The organism is Chitinophaga filiformis, assembly GCF_023100805.1.
In the GTDB taxonomy this organism is placed as follows: domain Bacteria; phylum Bacteroidota; class Bacteroidia; order Chitinophagales; family Chitinophagaceae; genus Chitinophaga; species Chitinophaga filiformis_B.
On the sequence record NZ_CP095855.1, the window covers coordinates 6,482,743 to 6,504,483 of the forward strand.

Here is a 21,741-nt window from a genome sequence, read left to right on the forward strand (position 1 = left end):
GTACCACAGACCGGGCTTTTTTCTTTACATAATATCCTCCTCAGAAATATTTCTCCACCGTAAGCCCATAGTTAAACAACAGGTTCTCCCTGCCCGTGCGGTTCAGCTTATTGTATGTCATCGTGGCCGTAATACTTAACCATTTCCGCAACAGGATGGAAAGATTCGACGTAGAACGGATATTGTAATCGCTGCCGTGCGATAAAGAATTCTGCAGGAAATGGGTACCATCGATAATGATGATATCATGTATCACAAACTTATACGACAGGCGGAAAGAATTCCTGAAAGTATGATATACATCCGGGATGGTATCTTTAAGGAAAAGATCGCTGTTCTCAAACAGGATACCATCACTGAGTGACAGATAAGCCCCTTTCCTCTCCAGGACATTATAAGCAATACCCGCCCCTCCCTGGAAACGGTCATTGATCTTCAGCGAATAACTTTTATCGTAGTTGGCCAGTCCCCAGTAATAGATCTGCCGAACGGCCCTGAACAGGCTAAAGTCCATCGACGCCGCGAAATCGTTGTTGGTCTTCACACTATCCTGCTCGCCGTACACCCATCCTCCGCTCGCATTCAACGCTATCTTTTTCTTACTGACGCCCAGCTTGAACCCATTATTCAGCAGGTATGAGCGGCCGTCCTGCGTCCTGTTGATAGACCCGGTGGAAGAGAACTTACCGTAATAATGAATGGAATCACTGAATTGCCCCCATGCAGCGGTGTAACATACAATCATTAGTAACAAGATAAAAGCACACTTCATAATTTACATACATTCATTTATGGTCACGCAATCAGTCCCAGTTGCCTTGAATGGGCAATGGCCTCCCGGCTATGTTTAAAATAGCAGCAGGGAATGCCTCTCCCGCTGATCACGCCGGCAATTTCCTGTGTGGCAGCATAACGGCTGTTCCTGACATGCCGCAGGTAAACAGCAATGATCTGTGAAGTGAAATGTTTGGTAATAGCCTCGTAGATATGCGGATCTTCCTGCGTATCATCTCCCAGCAAAATAAACCGCATATGCGGATAATGCTTCAGTATACGGCTGATCCTTGTGAACTTGGTGGCATGATGCTGCTGCCCGCTTTTCAGCAGCATGTGCAAAGGTTTCAGCTGACTTAAAAGGAACACCCCTTCCGGTAGCCCATGCATCCGGCAGAACTCCCGGATATATGCGTACAGGTTCCATTCACTGCTCGATACATAGAAGAAAGGACGCGGAGGACGCAATTTATTGACGGCATCACTCAACATCTGGTAGTGGTTCACCACCCCTTCAAAAGGCTGGCGAGTACGCGCATTGCGGGTAAACAGCACATGCAGTCTTTTCAGCATGGAAGCAGAATGCGATACCAGGAAGGTATCATCAATATCTGAAATACATCCGAACTGGCTGCGATGTGGAATTATCACTACACCCATTGCACGCGTTACCGGGCTTTCTTCCACATTTGTGATCATGACTTCCACCACATGATCGCCAGGCGCCGGCATCGTTTCCGGTTGCCACTGCAGGTGGAAAAAACCGTCTGATTCTGTCAATGCAGTAATGGTCTGCCCCTCCCATGTGAGCTGTACCTGCGCACCTTCCCTGGGCTTTACCATAAATAACCGCAGCAGGGCTATCATATTGAACAAAGGGAAGCTGCTATACCGCATGGCCGGTAGGGGCCCGCGATCCAGCACATGGCCAAATATTTCCAGCTGTTCCACACCGCCGATACCGTGGTAAACCCTGATATGCGTTCTTCCCTCTATCCCCAGCCAGTGTAGAAATTTATTCCAGACAGACATTCAGGCGCTTATTTTGTAATGAACAGAGTGTATTAATTACTATCAATCACATGGCGCAGCAATCATCCATGCAGCTCCGGCTCCTTTTTGTGATCAATCCTGTTTCAGGCGGCAAAAAGAAGGCCGATCCTGAGGAGTTGATCAAAAATTATTTCCGTGAACGACAGGAAGAGATCCACTTTTTCGTGTTAGATAAGCCACAGCAAAAGCTTACAGACCTTATTAAAAAAATAAAGCCCGGCTGTGTCATTGCTGTTGGTGGCGACGGTACCGTGAAGATGGTGGCAGAGCAGTTAGTGAATACAGATATTCCACTCGGTATACTTCCCGCCGGTTCTGCCAATGGTATGGCTACAGAGTTAAATATTCCGGCAGACTGGGAACAGGTGCTGGCCCTCATTACCCGGGAACAGCCTTCTACGGTAATGGATATAGACCTTATACAGATAAATGGTAAGGAGGTCTGCATACACCTGAGTGATGTAGGCCTGAATGCACTACTGGTAAAGAACTTCGAGCAAAGGGGCATCCGCGGTAAACTGGGTTATGCCCTCTCCGCCTTTAAAACATTGTGGCAGAACAAGCGGCTGGAAGTAAAAATAGAGAACAAAAAAATGCACCTTATTCGCCATGCCCATATGATAGTACTGGCCAATGCGCGGATGTATGGCACAGGCGCAAGTATCAATCCTGATGGCGATCTTACGGATGGCCTCTTCGAAGTGGTGATATTACGGAAACTGTCCATTCCTGAATTGTTGAAGATGTTGTTCAGGCATCGCCCCTTCGACCCCACGAAGACGGAGATCCTGCAGGCCGACCAGGTAAATATCAGTACCCGGAACCGGGCGCATTTCCAGATAGATGGTGAATACCTTGGCAAGACCCGGCAGATACGCGCCAATATATTGCCGCGGGCCCTGAAAGTGATTGTGCCCGCCCCTGCGGAAGCCGCGCGTTAAAATCATATCAGCCATTAAGTGAAAAATATCAGCTGTAATCCGGCATAGACGCAGGTCTTGGAAGATGCCTACCGTTCTTCCTACCAACTGTCCACCGGTCATCATATTGCGTGTATATGTACCCCCTGCTTTCTATTTTGTACACAAATGATTTTTATGCGGAAGATTCTATTTCTCCTGGCCCTCCTGTTGCCGGGATATGGCCTATTTGCCCAACAGACCTATGTATTTAAGGACGGATTGATCAGCGGGCCCTGCCATCAATACGGCCGGACTGCGCTGTATACAGATCAGCTGGCCTGGGCGCTCTGTAATGGCGAGCTGAAAACACCTGTAAAAGGAGCCAGCTCTTTCCCTGATGAAAAAGGCGCACAACAGCAATGGCAGGATATCAGCGCCAATGCAGAAGGTTCTTTTGCAGGTCGCGTGATCAACAATGGCTATCTGTATGTTTCCTACAACGCAGCTAAGGCACAGACAGCCATCCTGAATATTGCAGGCCACCAGATGGTGTATGTCAATGGTACGCCACATGCGGGCGATATGTACCGCTATGGCTGGATGTACATCCCGGTACAATTACGCCAGGGGAATAATGAATTTTATATCCGCACAGGCCGCAGCTTCGGCAGGCAAGGTATTAAAGCCCGGCTGCTGTTTCCCGAAAAACCAGTTTATATCAGCATCGCCGATTCTACTATGCCATTTGTGGTAGCCGGCAATAATAACACTGACCTTTGGGGTGCAGTTGTGGTGGTGAACACCTCCGCACAATCGCTTAAAAACATGCAGATCCAGGCCACTGTGAACGGTAAAACAGTTACGACCACCATTCCTGAAGTAGCGGCACTGAGCACCCGTAAAGTGGGCTTTAAATTCGATGCCTCCGGTACAGCCAATGACGGCTATCACTGTACACTGGTGTTGAGCAATCAGAAGGCCGCTGTGGACAGTAAAACCTTTGCATTGAAGGCGGTCAGCAACAAAGACCATTACAGTAATACTTTCGTCAGTGATATAGACGGCAGCGTACAATACTACGCCGTATCGCCACAGGCCAATCCTGATGGCAAAGCGCCTGCATTCTTCCTTTCTGTACATGGCGCCGAAGTACAGGCCATCAACCAGGCCAGTGCCTACAGGTACAAGGACTGGGGCGTACTGGTAGCGCCTACCAACCGTCGTCCCCGCGGTTTCAACTGGGAAGACTGGGGCCGTCTCGATGCACTGGAGGTATTGAACATCGGGATCAGCAGCTTTCACCCGGACCCTGAAAGGATCTATCTGACTGGTCACTCTATGGGCGGACACGGTACCTGGTACCTGGGTGCAACTTATGCCGGTAAATGGGCTGCTATTGCGCCCTGCTCCGGTTATCCCACCCTGATGGGATATGGCTCTGCAGACGGACTGATCCCCGATTCTCCCCGCAACAGTACTGAACAGGTGCTGCTGAGAGCCAGCAATCCAAGCAACACCTTTAAACTGGCGACTAACTATAAAGCAGGTGGTGTGTACATACTTCATGGCGATAGCGATAAAGTTGTTTCTGTCGACTATGCAAGACAAATGAAAAAAATACTGGCTGATTTCCATAAAGACTACAGCTATTATGAATATCCCGGTGGTGAGCACTGGTACGGCGATACCTGCGTAGACTGGGGTCCTTTGTTCCAGTACTTCAAATGGCACACCATTCCGGCAGATACAAGTGTGCATGAAATTGATTTCACTACCGCCAATCCTGCCATCTCTGCCGTACATCACTGGGTGCGCATCCTACAGCAACAACATGCGCTGGAATACAGCCGCATACAGCTCAGCAGGAATAAATCGCGCAATACCATTACCGGTACCACCTCCAATATCCAGACACTGGCTATTGATCTGAAAGATGTACCTGCAGGCAATACGCTGAGCATTACGCTGGATAACAAACCTGCAGTGACTTATACACGTAAAGCGGGCGACAGCCTCCTGTACCTGCACAACGGCGCTCAATGGACTGCGGGCGCAGCGCCGGCAGCTACCGACAAAGGACCTGTGCGGAACGGTACATTCAAGGAAGCATTCAATCATCGTATGGTGTTTGTTTACAGTACCGGCGGACAGCCAGCGGAGAATGAGTGGTCTTTAAACAAAGCCCGTTACGATGCAGAAACCTGGTATTACAGGGGCAATGGCGCTGTAGATATTATTGCAGATAAAGACTTTAATGCCGCCAGGTATCCTGACCGTGGCGTTATCATCTACGGCAATGCAACTACGAACAAGGCCTGGAAAGAACTGCTGCAAAACGCGCCTGTGCAGGTAACACGTGGTAAGGTAACAGTCGGTAAACAGGAATATTCCGGAGAAGGACTGGCGGCATACTTCATGTGGCCAAGAGCCGATAGTAAAACGGCTGCTGTTGCGGTCATTGCCGGTACCGGACTGTCAGGTATGCGCGCCGCTGATGCTAACCAGTATTTTGCCGGTGGCAGCGGATTCCCCGACTATATGATCTTCAACGTCGACCTATTGAAAGGAAATACTGCTGCAGTGAAAACTGCAGGCTTTTACAATAACGAGTGGAAGCTGGATGAAAAAGAAATGATCAGGAACTAAGATCAGATCAATCATAACAAAAATGCCGCGGGGAAGCTCTCCGCGGCATTTTTATTATAAGTCCGATTTATATGGTTAAACAGCTTTACATAGTTTGAGGAAGAAAGGCATACGACGTCCTACAAGATGTGTAAAATTACCCATAACTGTTACACAGCATACCATGCTCATTTACGTGGCATAGTTTATGTTTTTAAGGAGAATAAATCATTTTTCATTTAAAAAGCTCCAGATTATGACACCTCTGAATTATGCCAGCAAGGGTCTGTTAACCATTTTAGCCCTGACAGGAATGTTTACCTTTTCATCATGCAGCAAAGACGATGATGATACAACTGTTGATCCAGACGCAACTGTAAAAATTGTAAATGCATTGCCTGATGCAGGTAGTGTAAATGTATTCAACGGAACAAGCAAACTGAATTCCTCCGCCATCGCCTATGGTGAATCTACCGGTTATATGAATGTAAAAAAGGGAGATGCTACCTTTGATTTTAAGGCGGCGGTATCGGGTAACACGGTATTGTCTGCACCGGTAAAATTTGAAAAAGGAAAAACCTATTCCCTGTTCGCTGCCGGTGAAACAAATGGCAACACAACGGTAGGTATTCTCACAGAAGACGATCTTGGCGCACCGGCATCCGGCATGGCAGGCATCCGCTTTGTACATGCGGGAAGCGATGCACCGGCGGTTAATTTCCTGGCGAACGACAGCCTGCTGCAAGGTAGTATTGCATACAAATCAGCTACCGGATTTAAACAGCTGGCTCCAGGTACTTACACCATCAGGCTGAATAACGCTACTAACGGAGAAACTGTCATCACCCGCTCCAGTGTGGTGCTGAGTGCAGGCAAGCTTTATACCGTGGTGGCGCAGGGATTGACAAACGCAACACCTGTAATAGAGCAGCCGTTTGCATTGAACATCATGGCTAATAACTAGCAGTAAGTATTAATCATACACACCTGTATAAAAAACGGAACCCGCCTCATTGCTGAGACGGGTTCCCTTTTTTATGTAAGTAAATTTTACCAGCTTAACTGGAAATTGCTGCCACCACTAACAGTGAATACAGCTTTCTTGTTGCCCTGGAATGTGATAGTACCTTCATATTTGAAAACGTTACCCTTTGAATCTGCACCAGTGATCTTCACAGTAGCAGAACCAGAAACGATTTCATGAGTCTCTTTGCTGACTTTAATATTAACAGACTCGTAGTGAACTGCACTGGTGAAAGAAGGCAGATCTGTTGTTTTGGATACAAACTTACCGGCACGGTCAAAGGTCTGACTAAGTTCCCAGGCGGTGCTGTTGCTACTTAAACCTCCCAGTTTATAGCTTGCAGTAGAGCTGTCAGTAGTTTTAAACTTGTCAGTCTCAAACATGGTATTACCCTTGAAATTAAATGTGAACAGGGTTGGTACATCACTGGTACAGGCGAGTGAATATAACCAGCTCAGTTTGTAGTTGAAGGTAACTCCGTTTGCGGTACCGTCATGGCTAATGCTGCCATCGGTTTGTTTACCACAAAAATCACTCAGCTTACCGCCTGCTTGCCTTGCTTCCATTGCGGCGACCAAAACAGTCGTCTGGTTTACCTGTTCAACGATACCCCCTTGGTTAATAACAGTCTGTGATACTACAGAAGCTGCCTGTTCCTGCGTTACGCCGGAATTCTGTTTGGTGTCATCATCTTTCGAACAGGAAGTGATTCCAAAGGAAATTCCTGCAGCCACAACGAGCAATAACAGCGTAGCTTTGCTACCAGCAAAGGAGAGACGTGGTCTTCTCATAGAATAGAGATTTTAATTGATTTGTGATATAATTGAATTAATGCTTACGAACTTACATGACTTATTTACTTCCCTTTATCCCCGTAAATGTATATTAATATAACTACAATTCATAATATAACGAGGGAATTAACAATTGTATTGTACGCACACTTTTACTTATTTCACAACTTATTGCTATACAATCACAAAAAAACAACTCACGATGAGAATGATCTGCCCTGCCGGGATTTCATGACTTATAAAACGGATTTTAGCAGCTTATAGTATGTGCTCGCCATTACATGATATAAAGGTAGCTGTATGCTTCATTATTATTCTCTCTTTCCCGGCGAAGCTGCAAATTTGAAGGGTGAAACGAACAGGATTACTATTTCACCTCATATATTCATCCATTCCTTAAACTCAGGCACCCTCGCCTTACTGATAAGGATCTGCTCTTTTGCAGGCGGATTCACTTTTAACAACAGGCGACCGTTAAAATAGAATTCTACTTCCTGTATGGCTGGCCTTTGTACGATGAACTGACGGTTTGCCCGAAAGAAAGATGCCGGGTCCAGTTGTTGTTGCAATTGCTCGAGTGTAAACTCTATGACAAACTGCCTGTTATCCATTGTACCCGCGTATACCAGTTCATTGGCAGTATAGAACCAGGAGATCTGCGCAGCAGGCAGTGGAATCAGTTTATCCCGCAGGTGTACCAGGAAAGACTGCTTATAAGAGGCAGGGTATTCTTTCATACCGGCAGCCATTTTCAGCAATGTCTCATATCCATTGGTACTGTTCAGCGGTTGTCTCAGGCGCTTAAATTTTGTTATCGCAGCTCTCAGGTCATCCACATCAAACGGTTTCAGGATATAGTCAATACCATTAGCCTTAAATGCCTGTAAAGCATAATCATCATAAGCGGTAATAAATATCACCGGCAGGCTAAGATCTATTTGTGTGAAAATGTCAAAAGACAGCCCGTCACTCAGGCGGATATCCATGAATAACAGGTCACAGGCATGCATATTCCTTTGCAACCATTCCACCGATTCTGCTACACCTCCCAGGATGGCTGGTACTTCATACTCCGGCTCAATATCCTGCAGCATAGCCCGCAGGCTCCTTGCGGTAACCGGTTCATCTTCAATGATAACAACGCGTAACGACATATTATTTTAACGGCAGTTTTACGATGAATGCATCAGCAGTTTTGCTGATCTCAATTTCCTGCTGCAGCAGTATCTTATACCGCTCATTCAGGTTGGAAAGGCCTATGCCTGTTCCCGGCTGGTAAAAAGGCAGGCGCTGCAGATTGTTCCTGACAATGATATGGTAAGTCCCATCTGTACCCTGCGCGGCGGTGATCGTTACCAGCAGCGGACTGGCAGCCGATACCACATTATGTTTCAGTGCATTTTCCATGAGCGGTTGCAGAGACATATGCGGCAGTCTTACATGAAGCATGTCTGCCGGTATATCTATCTGCAGGCCGAAGCCATCCTCATGGCGCATTTTGAGCAAGGCGGCATAAGAACTGACAGCCTCCAGCTCCTCCCTCAGTGGAACCAGGTTGTCTTCTTCCTTTTGCAGCGAGTAGCGGAACACTTTGGATAACTGGCTGATATAGTATTGTGCCTTCGCAGGATCTTCTCTTACCACTCCGGACAGGCTGCTCAAGGCATTAAAAAAGAAATGCGGCTGCAACTGTCCCTTCAGCAATGCCAGTTCTGTTCTAAGATGCGCGTTGCGCAGGCGTGCATTCTCCAGCTCTTTAAACCTCGCTATCCGCAATGTATTAGCTATTTTCAGTTCAATGCCTACGAGTATTAAAGTAAGCAGGAATTTCAGGACGATGCCCCGGCCGGGCAGTATCCCTTCCTCAAATAGCCGCCGTTGTACCCCCAGGCAGAAAATGGTAAAAGAAACAAACAACAGGACAAGCAGCAATGCAGCCTTCCCTTCTTTCCACCACTTCCAGTGCTTAAAGCGGCCGCGGAAATGATCGCGGATAATAAGGAATGCGAGTAAGCTGAAAAGAAAATTTGCGCATGTATGAAACAGCCATTCATAGATATTAAAATGCACGTAGCGTGCAAGCACACTGTTTTCCTTTAATGCGAGCAATCTGGGAATATTCAGCGCTATGGAAATAAAAAGAGAGCTATATATGTAAAACATTCTTCCCATCAGGTCATTCATAAGTGCAAATGAAAGTCACTCCGGGATTAAATGTAGAAAAAATACAGGTGAAGCTGTAAAATTCGCGGGTAAAATAAAAAGAGGAGGCGTCAAAGATACCTGAAGACCCTGGAATATCACAGGAATGATTACCCTGCTCGAAGCGGAACTAAACAAACGAGGCTGCTCAATAATGTGAGCAGCCTCGTTTGCACTTATTAAAAAAGGATTTACATCCTGTTTTACTATAATTCCCTGATCCAGATGTTCCTGAAGCTCAGTGGTTCACTCTTATCGCCATGTGCCTGCAGCTTGATAGGGCATGCGCCATGTGCTTTGGCATAAGATGCCTTCCCGATATATCTGGTAGGACCCTGCAATTCAGTATTGTTCTGCACCAGCACACCGTTGAAGAAAACAGTAACACGGGCGGGAGACTGCAGGGAACCATCGCTGTTGAAGCGGGGCGCCGTCCATACAATATCATATGTCTGCCATTCTCCGGGCTTGCGGTTTGCATTCACCAGCGGAGCAGACTGTTTGTAGATGCTGCCTGCCTGGCCATTTACATATGTCTTGTTGTTGTAGTTGTCGAGGATCTGAAGTTCATAACCATCATCACCTTTTCCTGTAGAAGCCAGGAACAAACCACTGTTACCCCTGCCCTGTCCTGTACCGGTAATATCTTTTGGTACACGCCATTCAATGTGCAACTGGTAGTTGGTGAACGATCTTTTCGTCTGGATGTTACCGGTACTTTTGTCGACCGTAAAGATCCCACCCCCTACTTTCCATTTTGCAGGTTGGTCAGGATTGTCGACAGATACCCATTGGTCCAGGCCTTTCCCGTCAAACAGGACAATAGCATCAGAAGGCGCTTCTGTAGCCGCCTTTCCGGGTGTAACAACTGTCGGTACCGGTTCCCATACTTCCGTGTCTTCAGGCTTCGACTGCGCAAATAACGTGGCTGAGAGCACAACAGCAGCAGCCGTTGCAAACGTTTTCTTGTACATGATCACAATAATTTAATTCCCTAAGTTAAAAATAGATCCCACAAATAGCAATCCGGTCATCATTTTTAATTACATAACAATAGATTTGTATATATCCATCGCTGTCAGTATCTTAGATTCCGCATTCAAGGTATGTTGGAGAATTATTGTTCATGTTGACCTCTACGGGACAAACCGGCAATAAGTAAGTTGCCGTACCGCGCACAAATAATCCTTTGACAAAACAAGAAAGCCAACGCCGCGCGTATACATACCAACGCATTAGAGAATGACACTGACAGCATTTATATCATCACTGATCAACGAGGGAACGGTAACCGTAGCACCGGACATTGCATCGTTTGCTCCGGACGACCTCCGTCTGGCAGCCGTGCATCTGAAACAGCATTACGATGACGATAGCACGGAAATGCCCGGGCAGGCGCCCCCTTACGATCCTGAGGCCGCCCTCTGGGCCGCCTGCTATCTTTACAGGGCTGTCCAGTTCATCCAGATCCGGCATCTGGGGGAGGAAGACATCAAAGCGCAGCTGCTGCCTTTTACCGGCGTCCGTTCGCCAGCCGCCGTATATGCTGCCGACCTGACCCTTCGCTATATGCCCGGTCTTTTTGATCTGGCCAAGGGACTGGCGCCGGGCGATCCGCTGGTGAAAGAACTGGCGCTCATGGCTGCAGAATGGCCTTTTTCCATGGCTGCCATCGCCGCCGTTGTACAGGAAGACCTTTCCCTGATCATGCAGCATCCTTCGCTAAAAACAGCGTATATCGACAGGATCGTCCAGGCCAGGGACCTCCGCAAATGCCGCCACCCGGAATGCCTTCCCCTGGTGCAGGAAGCCCTTGGCTCGTATGCCGCTATACTCTGGCCTGAATTTGCAATTGACCTAACTGTTCATATATAAACAATGGAACCTATTACCTTTGAATCCCCGCTGGTAGACAAACTGAATGATGTACTACAGCAACTGAAACAGACCTTTGTGGGCAAGGATGACATTATTGATCTGATGGGCATCTGCCTGGCAGGCCGTGAAAACCTCTTCCTGTTCGGCCCTCCCGGTACAGCTAAAAGCGCTATGGTGCGTGAACTGGCCCGCCAGCTGGATGTGAATACCTTCGAATACCTGCTGACCCGCTTTACAGAACCCAATGAGCTGTTCGGCCCTTTCGATATCCGCAAGCTGCGTGACGGCGACCTCGTCACCAATACAGACGGTATGCTGCCGGAAGCTTCACTCGTATTCCTGGATGAATTGCTGAACGCCAACAGTGCTATTCTCAACAGCCTGCTAATGGCGCTCAACGAAAAGATCTTCCGCAGGGGTAAGGAAACCAAACACCTGCCGGCACTGATCTTCATCGGCGCCAGCAACCACCTTCCCGAAGACGAGGCACTGCAGGCGCTGTTTGACAGGTTCCTGCTCAGGGTACGCTGTGAAAACGTAGATCCTGCCTTGCTGGAGAATGTGCTGCAGGCGGGCTGGGGACTGGAACAAAAACAGGCCTCCGGCTATAAGGGCATTCCCGAAGAAGACCTGCGCACCCTGCAACAACTCAATACAACAATAGACCTGAACGGCATCAGGCCTGAATATATCATGCTGGTCGAACAACTGCGCAATGCAGGCGTTCAGATCTCCGACAGGCGCGCGGTAAAACTGCAACGCCTTATCGCGGCAAGCGCTTTACTCTGCAAACGCAGGGCCGCCATCCTCTCGGACCTCTGGGTACTGCGCTACATCTGGGATACAGAGGAGCAGATCGAGATCATTGCCGGCATCGTGAATGCATCCGTACAGAAAGCCATTACACATCCGCAGGAACATCCTCGTGCGCACAACAGCGGTACGCCTGACCCGGAAGCTATTTTCCGCGATGTACAGCAGTTGCATGAGCAATGGGACGATCCTGACACCCCGGCTGCTACCCGCGCACTGATCAAAGACCGCCTGCGCAGCCTGAACAGCCGCTGTGAATGGATCAGCAATACCACCCAGCGCAACTACGTGCTGCAACCCATAGACGCCCTCTGGAAGAAAATAATGCAATCTGCATGAAAGAGATGATCATCGTGCTTGCCATGGCTGATATGACAGCGCTCGGCAGTATACGCACATGGCCAGGCCTCCTGGTAGCCACCACCGGGGATGAGATCTGGGTAAGAGGCATTCCGCCCGATACAACAGATCTGCAGCTCCGTAAACTACCTGCCAGGCACACCTTCCTGGCCGATGCGCAGGAGCGTTTGTTCCTGCCCGGTAAATATACCCCCCACGATACACTGAAAAAGATGTCGTGGGAAGGCATTGCCTCTTTCATTACCGTGGAACTCCCTGTATCTGCTATGCCCGCCCGTTTGGGTGAAGGCTATACGGTGCGGCTTTCGCCCACCACAGCAACGGCGGAGCCCTTCGCTGTACTGACCACACTGGAGCACTGGAAGGCATATGCCGGCACAGCGCCGCTGGTCAGGCTGCAAAGGTTGAGCTTTGCAGCCTGCGAAACAGGCGAAGTGCTGATCATCGGTACGCCGGTACCTTCTATGCCAGGTAAAGTATTTACGTTACGGGACAATATTCTCCTGCCAGCTGGTTACGATTTCGATCCTCCCGCTATCGGTCAGCTTATTGCCACCTGGTCGGGTACGGAGAGCGATACACTGCTCCTGTTTCACGTGGATGGGCAATGGGAGAAGATTCCCGGACATGTTTTTGTACGCGCTTCCAGAAGCGCTATCCGTCTTACCAATACTTTCTGAGATGTCGCAGCTGCATGATATGACCGTAGCATATTTTCAGGCTACAAAAGATTACTTCTGGCAATGGGCGGAAGAAGGAGAAGTCATTGAATGGACAAAAGGAGGAGGCACGATCTGTTATAAAACAGAGTTGCTGAACGACCTTTCAAAAATAAAAAATCACCTGCCCCCACTGGGGCCGTTGCTGCTGGTCATTGCATTAGGCAAACCTGCTCCCGGTCCGCAGGCTATACAGGCCACACTATATAAATATGCGGAGGAACTTGCAGGCTATGAAATGGCGTTTCCATTTGCAGACATGGCTTATGAGAGCACGGCAGAAGAATTGAAAACGGTTATCGCCGATTTTCTGACCCTGCTACGTCCCCTGCCGGGAAGATACTGGAAAGGAATTGACAGGGAATTGCTGCTGAATACCCTCTTTGAACATGTTGAAACATTCCTGCAAGGCGAAACAGCAAAGGAGATGCTATCAATATGCCAGCGTGGCGCATATGATTATCTGATCGGCCAGCCTGCATCCGGGGATCCCTTAGAAGTGCTGAAAACAGATACAGACATCCTGAAACGAATATTACAGCGTTATCCCGACACTGATGCACTGGAGAAAACACTGAATGCCGTAGTAAGTCCCCCTCCTCCTGTACCGGCAGACATGGGGATCCCTATCGATCTCCCAAAGCCGGCGCAGATGGAAGAACTGTTAAAGGTACTTGCTGAAGACGATGAGACGGCATTGCTGGCATTGCTGACACAACGCCTCATTGCCGCATTGCACCTGCCGATGCATACGAAAGGCTATAGCCAAACTTCCTTCGGCGGTGTGTCAGACATTACCAACAAAGGCAATTTCGACAGGTTGCTGCTCAGCGAACTGGCGCACGACGATGAAACCCTTATGGTAAGACTGGCCAATAATGAAGCCCTTTACCTGAGGCGGGAAGAGCTGCCTGAAAATGAGCCCGGGCAACGTTTCATACTTGTAGATAAAAGCATTAAACTCTGGGGAACGCCACACCTGCTGGAAATGGCTGCGGCACTGGCATGCGCCATTGACAACAGGCAACATGCAGAGATATTAACTTTTGCTTTGGCTGGAGATCGTTGTGAACCGATGGAACTCAGTTCCAAGACAGAGATCATTGCCGGCATGCAACGCTTGTCGCCTGCACTGAACAGTGCAAAGGCCCTGTCTTCATTTACGGAGTCCTATGTACTAAAAGGACAACAGGAGTATTTTCTCATCACCGGCGATGAGCTTTTTCATACCGCCGCGTTTCAGCAATCTTTTTCAGCACTGCGGCGCACAGATGGTTTTGTGATCACCGTGAACAGGGAATGCCGCGTGCAATTGTACAGGTATACCGCCGGTCACCGGAAGTTATTGAGCACAGCAAAGATCAATGCAGAAAGACCGGCCGCAGGAAAACGTACGCCTGTTCAATCCCAAAGCATCAACACAGATGCTGACCTGCCTGCATTCCTGAAAATCCATCCCCTCCCGCTTTTCATTCCTTACCAATTGTCAAACCTGAATAAAAATGACAGTTTTTTCTCAAAACAGGCGGGCGGCTTAGCTATCACAAAACACAGACAGCTATTATTCTGGCCACAAGTAGGACAGGGCGCCAGAGAGATCACTCCCAATTTTCCTGATGCTCATAACTATTTCTTCGGACATGACGCTGAGCATTCCTTCATCCTCTTTCAGGTAAAAGGAGCAGAGCATCTTTCTCTATACCAGTTCAAAAGAAGTACACATGAGCTGATCTCTATAGATATAAAGCATCCTGAATTACCTGGTTACATAAGGCGCAATGGTATCAGGGACGTGGCTTTTAAGCCTGGCGCCTTTAGCCATGGATCTTTTTATATTGATATCTTAGGACTGCTTAAAACAGTTACAGTGGATACAGATTCCGGTAAAATGGAGATAGCACCTGATGTCACAGGCGAAATGCTCAAGGAGATGAGGAAACAGTACGACAATCAAAACCGCGATCAGGCACATTGGCAGTCATTTAACACGATCAATAGCCTCAGGCATCTTGAGATAAACGATAAAGGCAATATTGTGGTCAACAAACACGAGCTTGTCTTCACCCGGCACATTACGCAACTGATCAAAACCGTAAATATGGCCCCGGATCATAGCGTGTATAATACAGAGCAGGACGTCAAACTGCCCGGTACCAGGCAAATACTATCCAAATACAAATGGCCTGATGGCAGTGAAGCATGGTTTGACCGCTACAGACACATGTTGCATCTGCGTAGTTCAGACAAGCAGCTGGCAGAGATCACTATTGTGCTCATTGTCAACCAGGCTACTGCCTGCCGGGCTTCAGACGGCACCACCTGTGGCTATTCTTCCTATTACGTTCCGGATGAGGAGAAGAACATACCTCCGGATATTTTTCAGGAAAGATATATCAAACCATTCATTCAGGTAATTCAACAATATGGAACTCCAGCTGTCATATAATCCGCAAACCAGGCACCAAACAAGTGCGGCCTTCCTTCGTGGTAATTCCCCGGAGCAATGGTTCCATGAAATGAACGATTGGGAGATACCGCTGAAAGGACTTAGTTGTTTCCTCCTGCCCGAACATAAAAATACAATGACTCCCGGCGGACTGCTGGTCATCTTCAAAGACCAGGTACCCGCTCCGGGAAAAATAAGCCATCCTTATGGAACCATCAACGGGAACCTTTTTATCCCCGTGGATGCTACCCTGACGCCAGCGCTGTCTCCTGAAGAAATGAGGACATTGTTGATATGGCATGTGCAGGTTTATCATCCCGCAATAGGTTTTGTAGGTTTTGATAACGAAGACCAACGCAGCATCAGCAGCTTCCTCTCACCGGCACAGGCCAGGGAGCGGAGCTGGGACCATGCACATCCCGGCATGCCTCCACCGGCCTATCTGCATACGATCAGTGTTGCCATACCTGAGCGCATAGAACTGACGGATCTCTTAAATCATGGTCAGTCGCCCCTGCCATTATCTGAATTACCAGGCAAAAGGGCCCGCAGAAGCATGTTTATGCGCCTGATGGACTGGATGCTCAGGTGCTTTCTGCGTTTCCTTCTGGCAATATTCAACACCATTTCCATTTTCCTGGCACGTATTCCCGGCTGGCCGGTTAAGACGGCCAATACAGGATCTGGCGGCACAGGCAGAACGGTTACAGGCGCGGCCTCCCGTAAACCCGGAAGTGAAAGGACAGCTGGCTTGAGGGAAAAGTTACGCCAATGGATAGAAAAAACGCTGGGCGATATCGAGGAAAGAAGAGATAGTGAACTGGACCGCCTGCTTAAAATGTTTGATAAAAACGGGAATGAGGCCCTTAAATATGCTATTCCGCTGGCAGATGCTTCTAATCCAGGCAGAGGCACGGCCCCACAGTCAGCCTCCCTGTCGAGAAGGGAGACGAATTTCAACCTGGGAACACTGTTTGGTCACCAGCCGGTAGATACCTGGACCTCCGCAGAAAGTTATACGGAACTATTGTCGAGGAAATATGAACAGCAGGCAGCAAAAGCACTGCAGGAAGGCGACCACAGAAAGGCTGCCTATATATACGCTCACCTGCTGCGAAACCTCCACCGCGCTGCAATTGTCCTGGAAGAAGGACAGTTCTACCATGAGGCGGCCGCTTTGTACATTGACCGTCTCGGGCAGCCCTTAAAGGCGGCTGAATGTTTTGAAAAAGGCGGACTGCTGCTCGACGCTATCAACATTTATAAGAAACTGGAGAAGTATGAGAAGACCGGCGACCTGTACAGGCAACTATCAAAGGAAGCGCCGGCACAACAGTACTTCCAGCTGGCTGTCGACGCCGCCACTCAACAAAAGAACCACATGGAAGCCGCCCGCATCCTGCAGCATAAATCCGGAAAACCGGAAGCCGCCTGTGAAGTGCTCTTAGATGGCTGGCAGCATGGCAACCAGTACAAGGGCTGCCTGTTGCAATACCTTCAGCTGACTGATGCAATAGATGCGGATAGCCTCCCCGGTAAAATGCGGATGATCTATGAGCAGAAAACACCGGAACATAAAAAAGACGACCTGGTAGATACTTTCCTCTCGTTCAGGAAAAACATGAACGAAGCAGCGAAGAATACTGTGTTAGAAATAGCATATGAAGTGGTGGCTCCGCAGATAGCCGCCGGCAGAGAAGAAAAACTAAACATGCTGAAAAAGATGCTTCCGAATGATCAGGAACTGTCTGCCGACATCTACCGGTATACTACCCAGCGAAGACAAATTAAACCAACCGTCCGCAAAGATCACAGCTTCCAGTTAGAACAACATATCAAATGGCTGGGGGCTACGGTCATTAAAAAACAGCTCATATTTCTGGGCACAGCAGGCAGTACGCTATACTTGTTGCGAATGCTGCCCGATGGTAACCAGAAATATTATTCCTGGCAATACCAGCCAATTGCAGACAACAACGGCGGGGAAGAGCAGATCTATGCCTGTTTCTCGGAAAACGATACGAAAAAGTATAGTGGCAAACTGATGTACCTGCCTACTTCCCACAATAGAAGGATCAGTCTTGGTAAACTCATCCTTCCGTCAGAAAAACCATTCGGCGACAAAGTGATACTGGATACCACCGACTATCCGGCCAATCACATCGGTGGGGCAATAGGTATGACCGTCTCCGCAGGAGAACCCGTCACCATTTTTACTGACGCGCAGCATGGGCATAACAGTGTGTTTATAAAAAAAGGAACCTGGGCAAGTTATTATTGTGCCTACCCGGATTCCACCCGTCTTAATATGCCGGCACCGGATCATCCCCGCGCGCTCTGGGGAGAAGGTCCTTTTTACTTTGGCCATGGTAACAGGATTTACAGGGTAGACGAGAAAGGACAGACGCAACACCTGGACCTTCCTGATGAGATCAGGCACGTTACGGCCACGGAAATAACCGATGGTATGTTGCTGATGGCATGCACAACAAAGGGATGTATATATGTAGTGGACAGAAAGAGCGGACTATACCTTTATTCCGACTATTTCGCTGATGATGTTGTGGTGCGCGCCAGCCACTTCGTTTCCAAAACATACCTGGTACTTGCTACCAATAAGGGTACGATCGTGTACAATATAACAACAGGTATCCCTACCATAAAAACCCGTATCGATACCGCCGCTCCGGTACAGTTCATTTTGCCAACCGAACAGCAGAATGAAGTAGTACTGGCAGATGAAAAAGGCAGGATCACTGTCCATAAAATCGACGATAAAATAGCAGTCAAAACCGCCTCGTTCAAACGATAAAAAAGAAAGGTCGCCAATTTAGGCTTTTATTAACAGTCGGGGGCCTGGAAAAGATCATTATCCGGCGTTTGTGGCGTAAATTTGCAACAGCAACCTATGTCCAACCCGCATAGTGCGCTGTCATGTATTTACTTACACGCTAAACCCTGGATCATGGAAAAAAAACTCATACGCGACGCTTATAAAACATACTGGCTGGAAAATGGTAAAAGACCTGTTTCGGTGTACACTTTCTGCCTGGGACTGGATCTGCCGGAAACAAGGTTTTACGACAGCTATTCTTCTTTTGATGCACTGGAAAAGGACATATGGCTTTCCTTCTTCCAGGACACGGTTGAAAAGCTGAAGGATGATGAGATATACCGGAATTATTCAGCCCGCGAAAAACTCCTCACCTTCTATTTTCTCTGGGTACAGCAGTTGAAGGAGAACAGGAGTTATATCCTCCAGCAGAAGGATAAATACCTGGTACCAGGTTTACACCTGGACAAACTGGAAGCTTTCCGCATTGCTTTTTACGATTATATCCGCGAGCTGATCAAAGAAGGTTACCAGACAGGTGAAGTAAAAGAACGTAAATACATCTCTGACCAGTACGTACACGGCTTCTGGCTGCAGGCGCTGTTTGTACTGCGCTACTGGACCAAAGACGACAGTGAACGCTTCGAAATGACAGACGCTGCCATAGAAAAAGCGGTAAACCTCAGCTTCCAGCTGATCAGTTCCAATACGCTTGACAGCATCCTGGACTTCGGAAAATTCATGTTTGCAAGGAAATAAGACAGTATGAAAGAACAGACGAACATCCCTACCGGTAAAGTTGAACGTGCCAGCAAATTTGTAACAACAGGATTAAAGGTAGGTACCAACTACCTCAAACATTATACAAAAAAACTCATAGATCCTTCCATCAGCAGGGAAGAACTCCATGCCGACAATGCAGAAGACATTTATGATACCCTCAGCAACCTGAAAGGAAGCGCGCTTAAGGTGGCGCAGATGCTCAGTATGGATAAAGGCATGCTGCCCAAGGCCTATACCGAACGTTTTGCCATGTCGCAGTACAGCGCCCCTCCCCTTTCCGGCCCGCTTGTCATCAATACCTTTGTCAAAACACTGGGCCAGTCGCCCAGCCAGCTCTATGACCGCTTCGAGATGCAGGCATCCAATGCCGCCTCCATCGGGCAGGTACATAAGGCCAGCAAATGGGGCAAGGAACTGGCCATAAAGATCCAGTATCCCGGCGTGGCCAACAGCGTAAAATCTGACCTCCGCATCGTTAAACCTTTTGCCATCCGCATAGTAGGTATGAATGAAGTGGATATGGATAAATACTTCGATGAGATAGAAGGTAAGCTGCTGGAAGAAACAGACTATAAACTGGAATTGCAACGCTCCATGGAGGTATCAGCACAATGCGCCCATATTCCTAACCTGGTCTTCCCGGTTTACTACCCGGAACTGTCCAGCGACAGGATCATTACCATGGACTGGCTGAAAGGATTTCACCTGAAAGAATTCCTGGAACGAAATCCTTCACAGGAGGCCCGTAACAGGATCGGGCAGGCGCTATGGGACTTTTACCAGTTCCAGGTGCATCAGCTGAAAAAGGTGCATGCAGACCCGCATCCCGGCAACTTCCTGATGCGCGACGACGGCACCGTTGGTGTATTCGATTTTGGCTGTATCAAGGAAATACCGGAAGACTTCTACGTCAATTATTTCCTGCTGGTGAACAAGGAAGTGCTGAAAGATGAAGCAAGGCGCCGGGAGATCTATACCAACCTGGAAATGATCCATCCCAGCGACACAGAAAAGGAAGTGGTTTTCTTTTCCGGCCTGTTCCAGAAAATGATCGATATGCTGACGCTTCCATTTACGCAGGAAGAATTTGACTTCGGTAATGAGGCCTATTTTGCCGAGATCTATGCCTATATGGATCATCTCTACAACCTGAAAGAAGTAAGGGACTCTAAGGTAGCCAGGGGTTCCAGGCACTCATTGTATATCAATCGTACCTATTTCGGTTTGTACTCTATCCTGAGTGACCTGAAAGCTAAGATCATTACCAGCGAGGCCCGTATACAAACCATCATGCATTCAGCATAAAAATATCTTCAATAAAAAAGCCCCCGCTGACAAAACGGGGGCTTTTCTATTGAATAATTTCAGGACTTATTTTACAGGCACTTCTACATGCGTCTGATCCCATTCCACTACCAGTTTGTTAGCAGGTAAGGTAATGGTCAGCTTCTCAACAGGAGCGCTGGTTTTAGTAGCTTTCGCTTTTACTTCCAGCACGTTTTTATCCTTGATCTTGTCATAATCGTAAGCGCCCCATTGTTTCAGCTCACTGTTCAGAATGAATGTCCATTCGCTGGCTTCGGGAATGGTGAATAAGGTGTAAGTACCAGCTTTTACAGGTTTACCACCGAAGCTGCCATCTTTGGCGAAGGTGATCTCGGTAGCCTCGTTAGCGCCTAAACGCCATACTTTACCATAAGGTACCAGCTCACCGAAAATAACGCGGTTTCTTTTGGATGGTTGCCCGTAAGCTATCTTGACATTTTTTCCTTCAGCAGTTATACGTGGGCTTTTAGGAGCTTTTTCCTGTGCAGATACAAAACTGCATGTTCCTGCCAGTAATGCGAAAAATAATAGAACGTGTTTCATGGTCGTAATTTGTTTTACTGTTCTGAATTTTATGAAAAATATACTTTTTCAATCATAACAGGCTTACCATTCATAACAATTCAGTGTTAAAATGCGATAGCTATTCTACACATTCATTTCTATTTCTTCTGCTCGCAGATATTCTTCAGTTTTGTCAACCCATCCTCCAGCAAAGGGCCGGTCAGCCTGTCTGAGAGGAAACCTCTCAGTTTCCACCAGGGCAGCATGCCCAGTTTCGTTTCCAGCCGCCATTGTATAGCTGTTCCCTTTCCGTCTACGGAGGGTTTCAGTTCAAACGCTGCCACTACCGGCTTCATGGTATTGAACTCCATGTTATAATAAACGCCTTTCTGCGGTGTACTTTCCCTGATCAGCACTTTGCCGGATACAGGTTTGTCCTGCTGCATACCTGACCAGGTATAAAAAGCTCCCTGACCCGCAGGCGGGTTGGAAAATTCAATCTTCTGCGCTACACCAGGGGCAGTCCACGGGTTCCATTCAGGCCAGGTATTCAGGTTGTTGATCTCAGCATACACGGTAGAAAGGGGGGCGTCTATCACGCCGGAGCGTTCAACGATCGCCTTTGAGGGCAGTAGCAGGGAAATGAGAAATATCAATATCCCAAAACAAAGAACACTTAAAAAAAATAATTTGATGAAACGCATA

Annotated in this window: 18 protein-coding genes; 10 read left to right on the plus strand and 8 right to left on the minus strand. The window is 48.0% G+C overall.

Annotated features, from left to right (window positions below):
* Positions 1–40: 40 nt before the first annotated feature.
* The gene (locus MYF79_RS25155) at positions 41–745 is read right to left on the minus strand and encodes a DUF481 domain-containing protein (RefSeq protein ID WP_247810625.1); all 705 of its coding nucleotides are present in this window, start codon (positions 743–745) and stop codon (positions 41–43) included.
* Between the two features lie 50 nt (positions 746–795).
* Positions 796–1,806, minus strand: coding sequence for an App1 family protein (locus MYF79_RS25160; protein ID WP_247810626.1), 1,011 nt, complete (start codon positions 1,804–1,806; stop codon positions 796–798).
* A gap of 50 nt (positions 1,807–1,856) precedes the next feature.
* On the opposite strand from MYF79_RS25160, the gene MYF79_RS25165 reads away from it, so the two are divergent.
* The 3 genes from MYF79_RS25165 (at position 1,857) to MYF79_RS25175 (ending at position 6,318) form a co-directional block, all read left to right on the plus strand.
* Complete coding sequence (locus MYF79_RS25165) at positions 1,857–2,768, plus strand: diacylglycerol/lipid kinase family protein (protein ID WP_247810627.1); 912 nt, start codon at positions 1,857–1,859, stop codon at positions 2,766–2,768.
* Positions 2,769–2,924: 156 nt separating this feature from the next.
* Positions 2,925–5,375: an alpha/beta hydrolase-fold protein gene (locus MYF79_RS25170; protein ID WP_247810628.1), complete on the plus strand. Its 2,451-nt coding sequence runs from the start codon at positions 2,925–2,927 to the stop codon at positions 5,373–5,375.
* 235 nt (positions 5,376–5,610) lie between these two features.
* A complete protein-coding gene (locus tag MYF79_RS25175; protein ID WP_247810630.1) occupies positions 5,611–6,318 on the plus strand; it encodes a DUF4397 domain-containing protein in 708 nt (235 codons plus the stop codon).
* A gap of 86 nt (positions 6,319–6,404) precedes the next feature.
* Here MYF79_RS25175 and MYF79_RS25180 read toward each other — a convergent pair whose 3' ends face one another.
* From MYF79_RS25180 to MYF79_RS25195, 4 genes are all read right to left on the minus strand, one after another.
* The gene (locus tag MYF79_RS25180; protein WP_247810631.1) at positions 6,405–7,169 is read right to left on the minus strand and encodes a hypothetical protein; all 765 of its coding nucleotides are present in this window, start codon (positions 7,167–7,169) and stop codon (positions 6,405–6,407) included.
* Between the two features lie 380 nt (positions 7,170–7,549).
* A complete protein-coding gene (locus tag MYF79_RS25185; protein WP_247810632.1) occupies positions 7,550–8,326 on the minus strand; it encodes a LytR/AlgR family response regulator transcription factor in 777 nt (258 codons plus the stop codon).
* A 1-nt stretch (position 8,327) separates the two neighbouring features.
* Entirely contained in the window at positions 8,328–9,344 is a 1,017-nt protein-coding gene (locus tag MYF79_RS25190; RefSeq protein ID WP_247810633.1) for a sensor histidine kinase, read from the minus strand.
* Positions 9,345–9,580: 236 nt separating this feature from the next.
* Positions 9,581–10,348: a DUF1080 domain-containing protein gene (locus MYF79_RS25195; protein ID WP_247810634.1), complete on the minus strand. Its 768-nt coding sequence runs from the start codon at positions 10,346–10,348 to the stop codon at positions 9,581–9,583.
* Positions 10,349–10,616: 268 nt separating this feature from the next.
* Between MYF79_RS25195 and MYF79_RS25200 the strand changes: the two genes are divergently transcribed.
* The 7 genes from MYF79_RS25200 (at position 10,617) to MYF79_RS25230 (ending at position 20,511) form a co-directional block, all read left to right on the plus strand.
* Positions 10,617–11,249 carry a hypothetical protein gene (locus MYF79_RS25200; protein ID WP_247810635.1) on the plus strand — a complete coding sequence of 211 codons (633 nt, stop codon included), beginning with the start codon at positions 10,617–10,619 and terminating at the stop codon, positions 11,247–11,249.
* A gap of 3 nt (positions 11,250–11,252) precedes the next feature.
* A complete protein-coding gene (locus tag MYF79_RS25205) occupies positions 11,253–12,404 on the plus strand; it encodes an AAA family ATPase (protein WP_247810637.1) in 1,152 nt (383 codons plus the stop codon).
* Entirely contained in the window at positions 12,401–13,105 is a 705-nt protein-coding gene (locus MYF79_RS25210; protein WP_247810638.1) for a hypothetical protein, read from the plus strand. Before MYF79_RS25205 ends, MYF79_RS25210 begins: the two co-directional genes overlap by 4 nt.
* Before the next feature lies 1 nt (position 13,106).
* Positions 13,107–15,590, plus strand: a complete 2,484-nt coding sequence (locus tag MYF79_RS25215) for a hypothetical protein (protein ID WP_247810640.1) — start codon at positions 13,107–13,109, stop codon at positions 15,588–15,590.
* The gene (locus tag MYF79_RS25220) at positions 15,568–18,402 is read left to right on the plus strand and encodes a hypothetical protein (protein ID WP_247810641.1); all 2,835 of its coding nucleotides are present in this window, start codon (positions 15,568–15,570) and stop codon (positions 18,400–18,402) included. The genes MYF79_RS25215 and MYF79_RS25220 overlap by 23 nt, the downstream gene beginning before the upstream one ends.
* A 153-nt stretch (positions 18,403–18,555) precedes the next feature.
* A complete protein-coding gene (locus tag MYF79_RS25225) occupies positions 18,556–19,182 on the plus strand; it encodes a TetR family transcriptional regulator C-terminal domain-containing protein (protein ID WP_247810642.1) in 627 nt (208 codons plus the stop codon).
* A 6-nt stretch (positions 19,183–19,188) separates the two neighbouring features.
* Positions 19,189–20,511 carry an ABC1 kinase family protein gene (locus tag MYF79_RS25230; protein ID WP_247810644.1) on the plus strand — a complete coding sequence of 441 codons (1,323 nt, stop codon included), beginning with the start codon at positions 19,189–19,191 and terminating at the stop codon, positions 20,509–20,511.
* A gap of 66 nt (positions 20,512–20,577) precedes the next feature.
* On the opposite strand, the gene MYF79_RS25235 is transcribed toward MYF79_RS25230, so the two are convergent.
* Both MYF79_RS25235 and MYF79_RS25240 read right to left on the minus strand, forming a co-directional pair.
* Positions 20,578–21,075 (minus strand): DUF2911 domain-containing protein, encoded by a 498-nt coding sequence (locus MYF79_RS25235; RefSeq protein ID WP_247810645.1) that lies wholly within the window; start codon positions 21,073–21,075, stop codon positions 20,578–20,580.
* A gap of 119 nt (positions 21,076–21,194) precedes the next feature.
* On the minus strand, positions 21,195–21,740 hold the full coding sequence (locus MYF79_RS25240; protein WP_247810646.1) for an SRPBCC family protein: 546 nt from the start codon (positions 21,738–21,740) through the stop codon (positions 21,195–21,197).
* Position 21,741 lies beyond the last annotated feature (1 nt).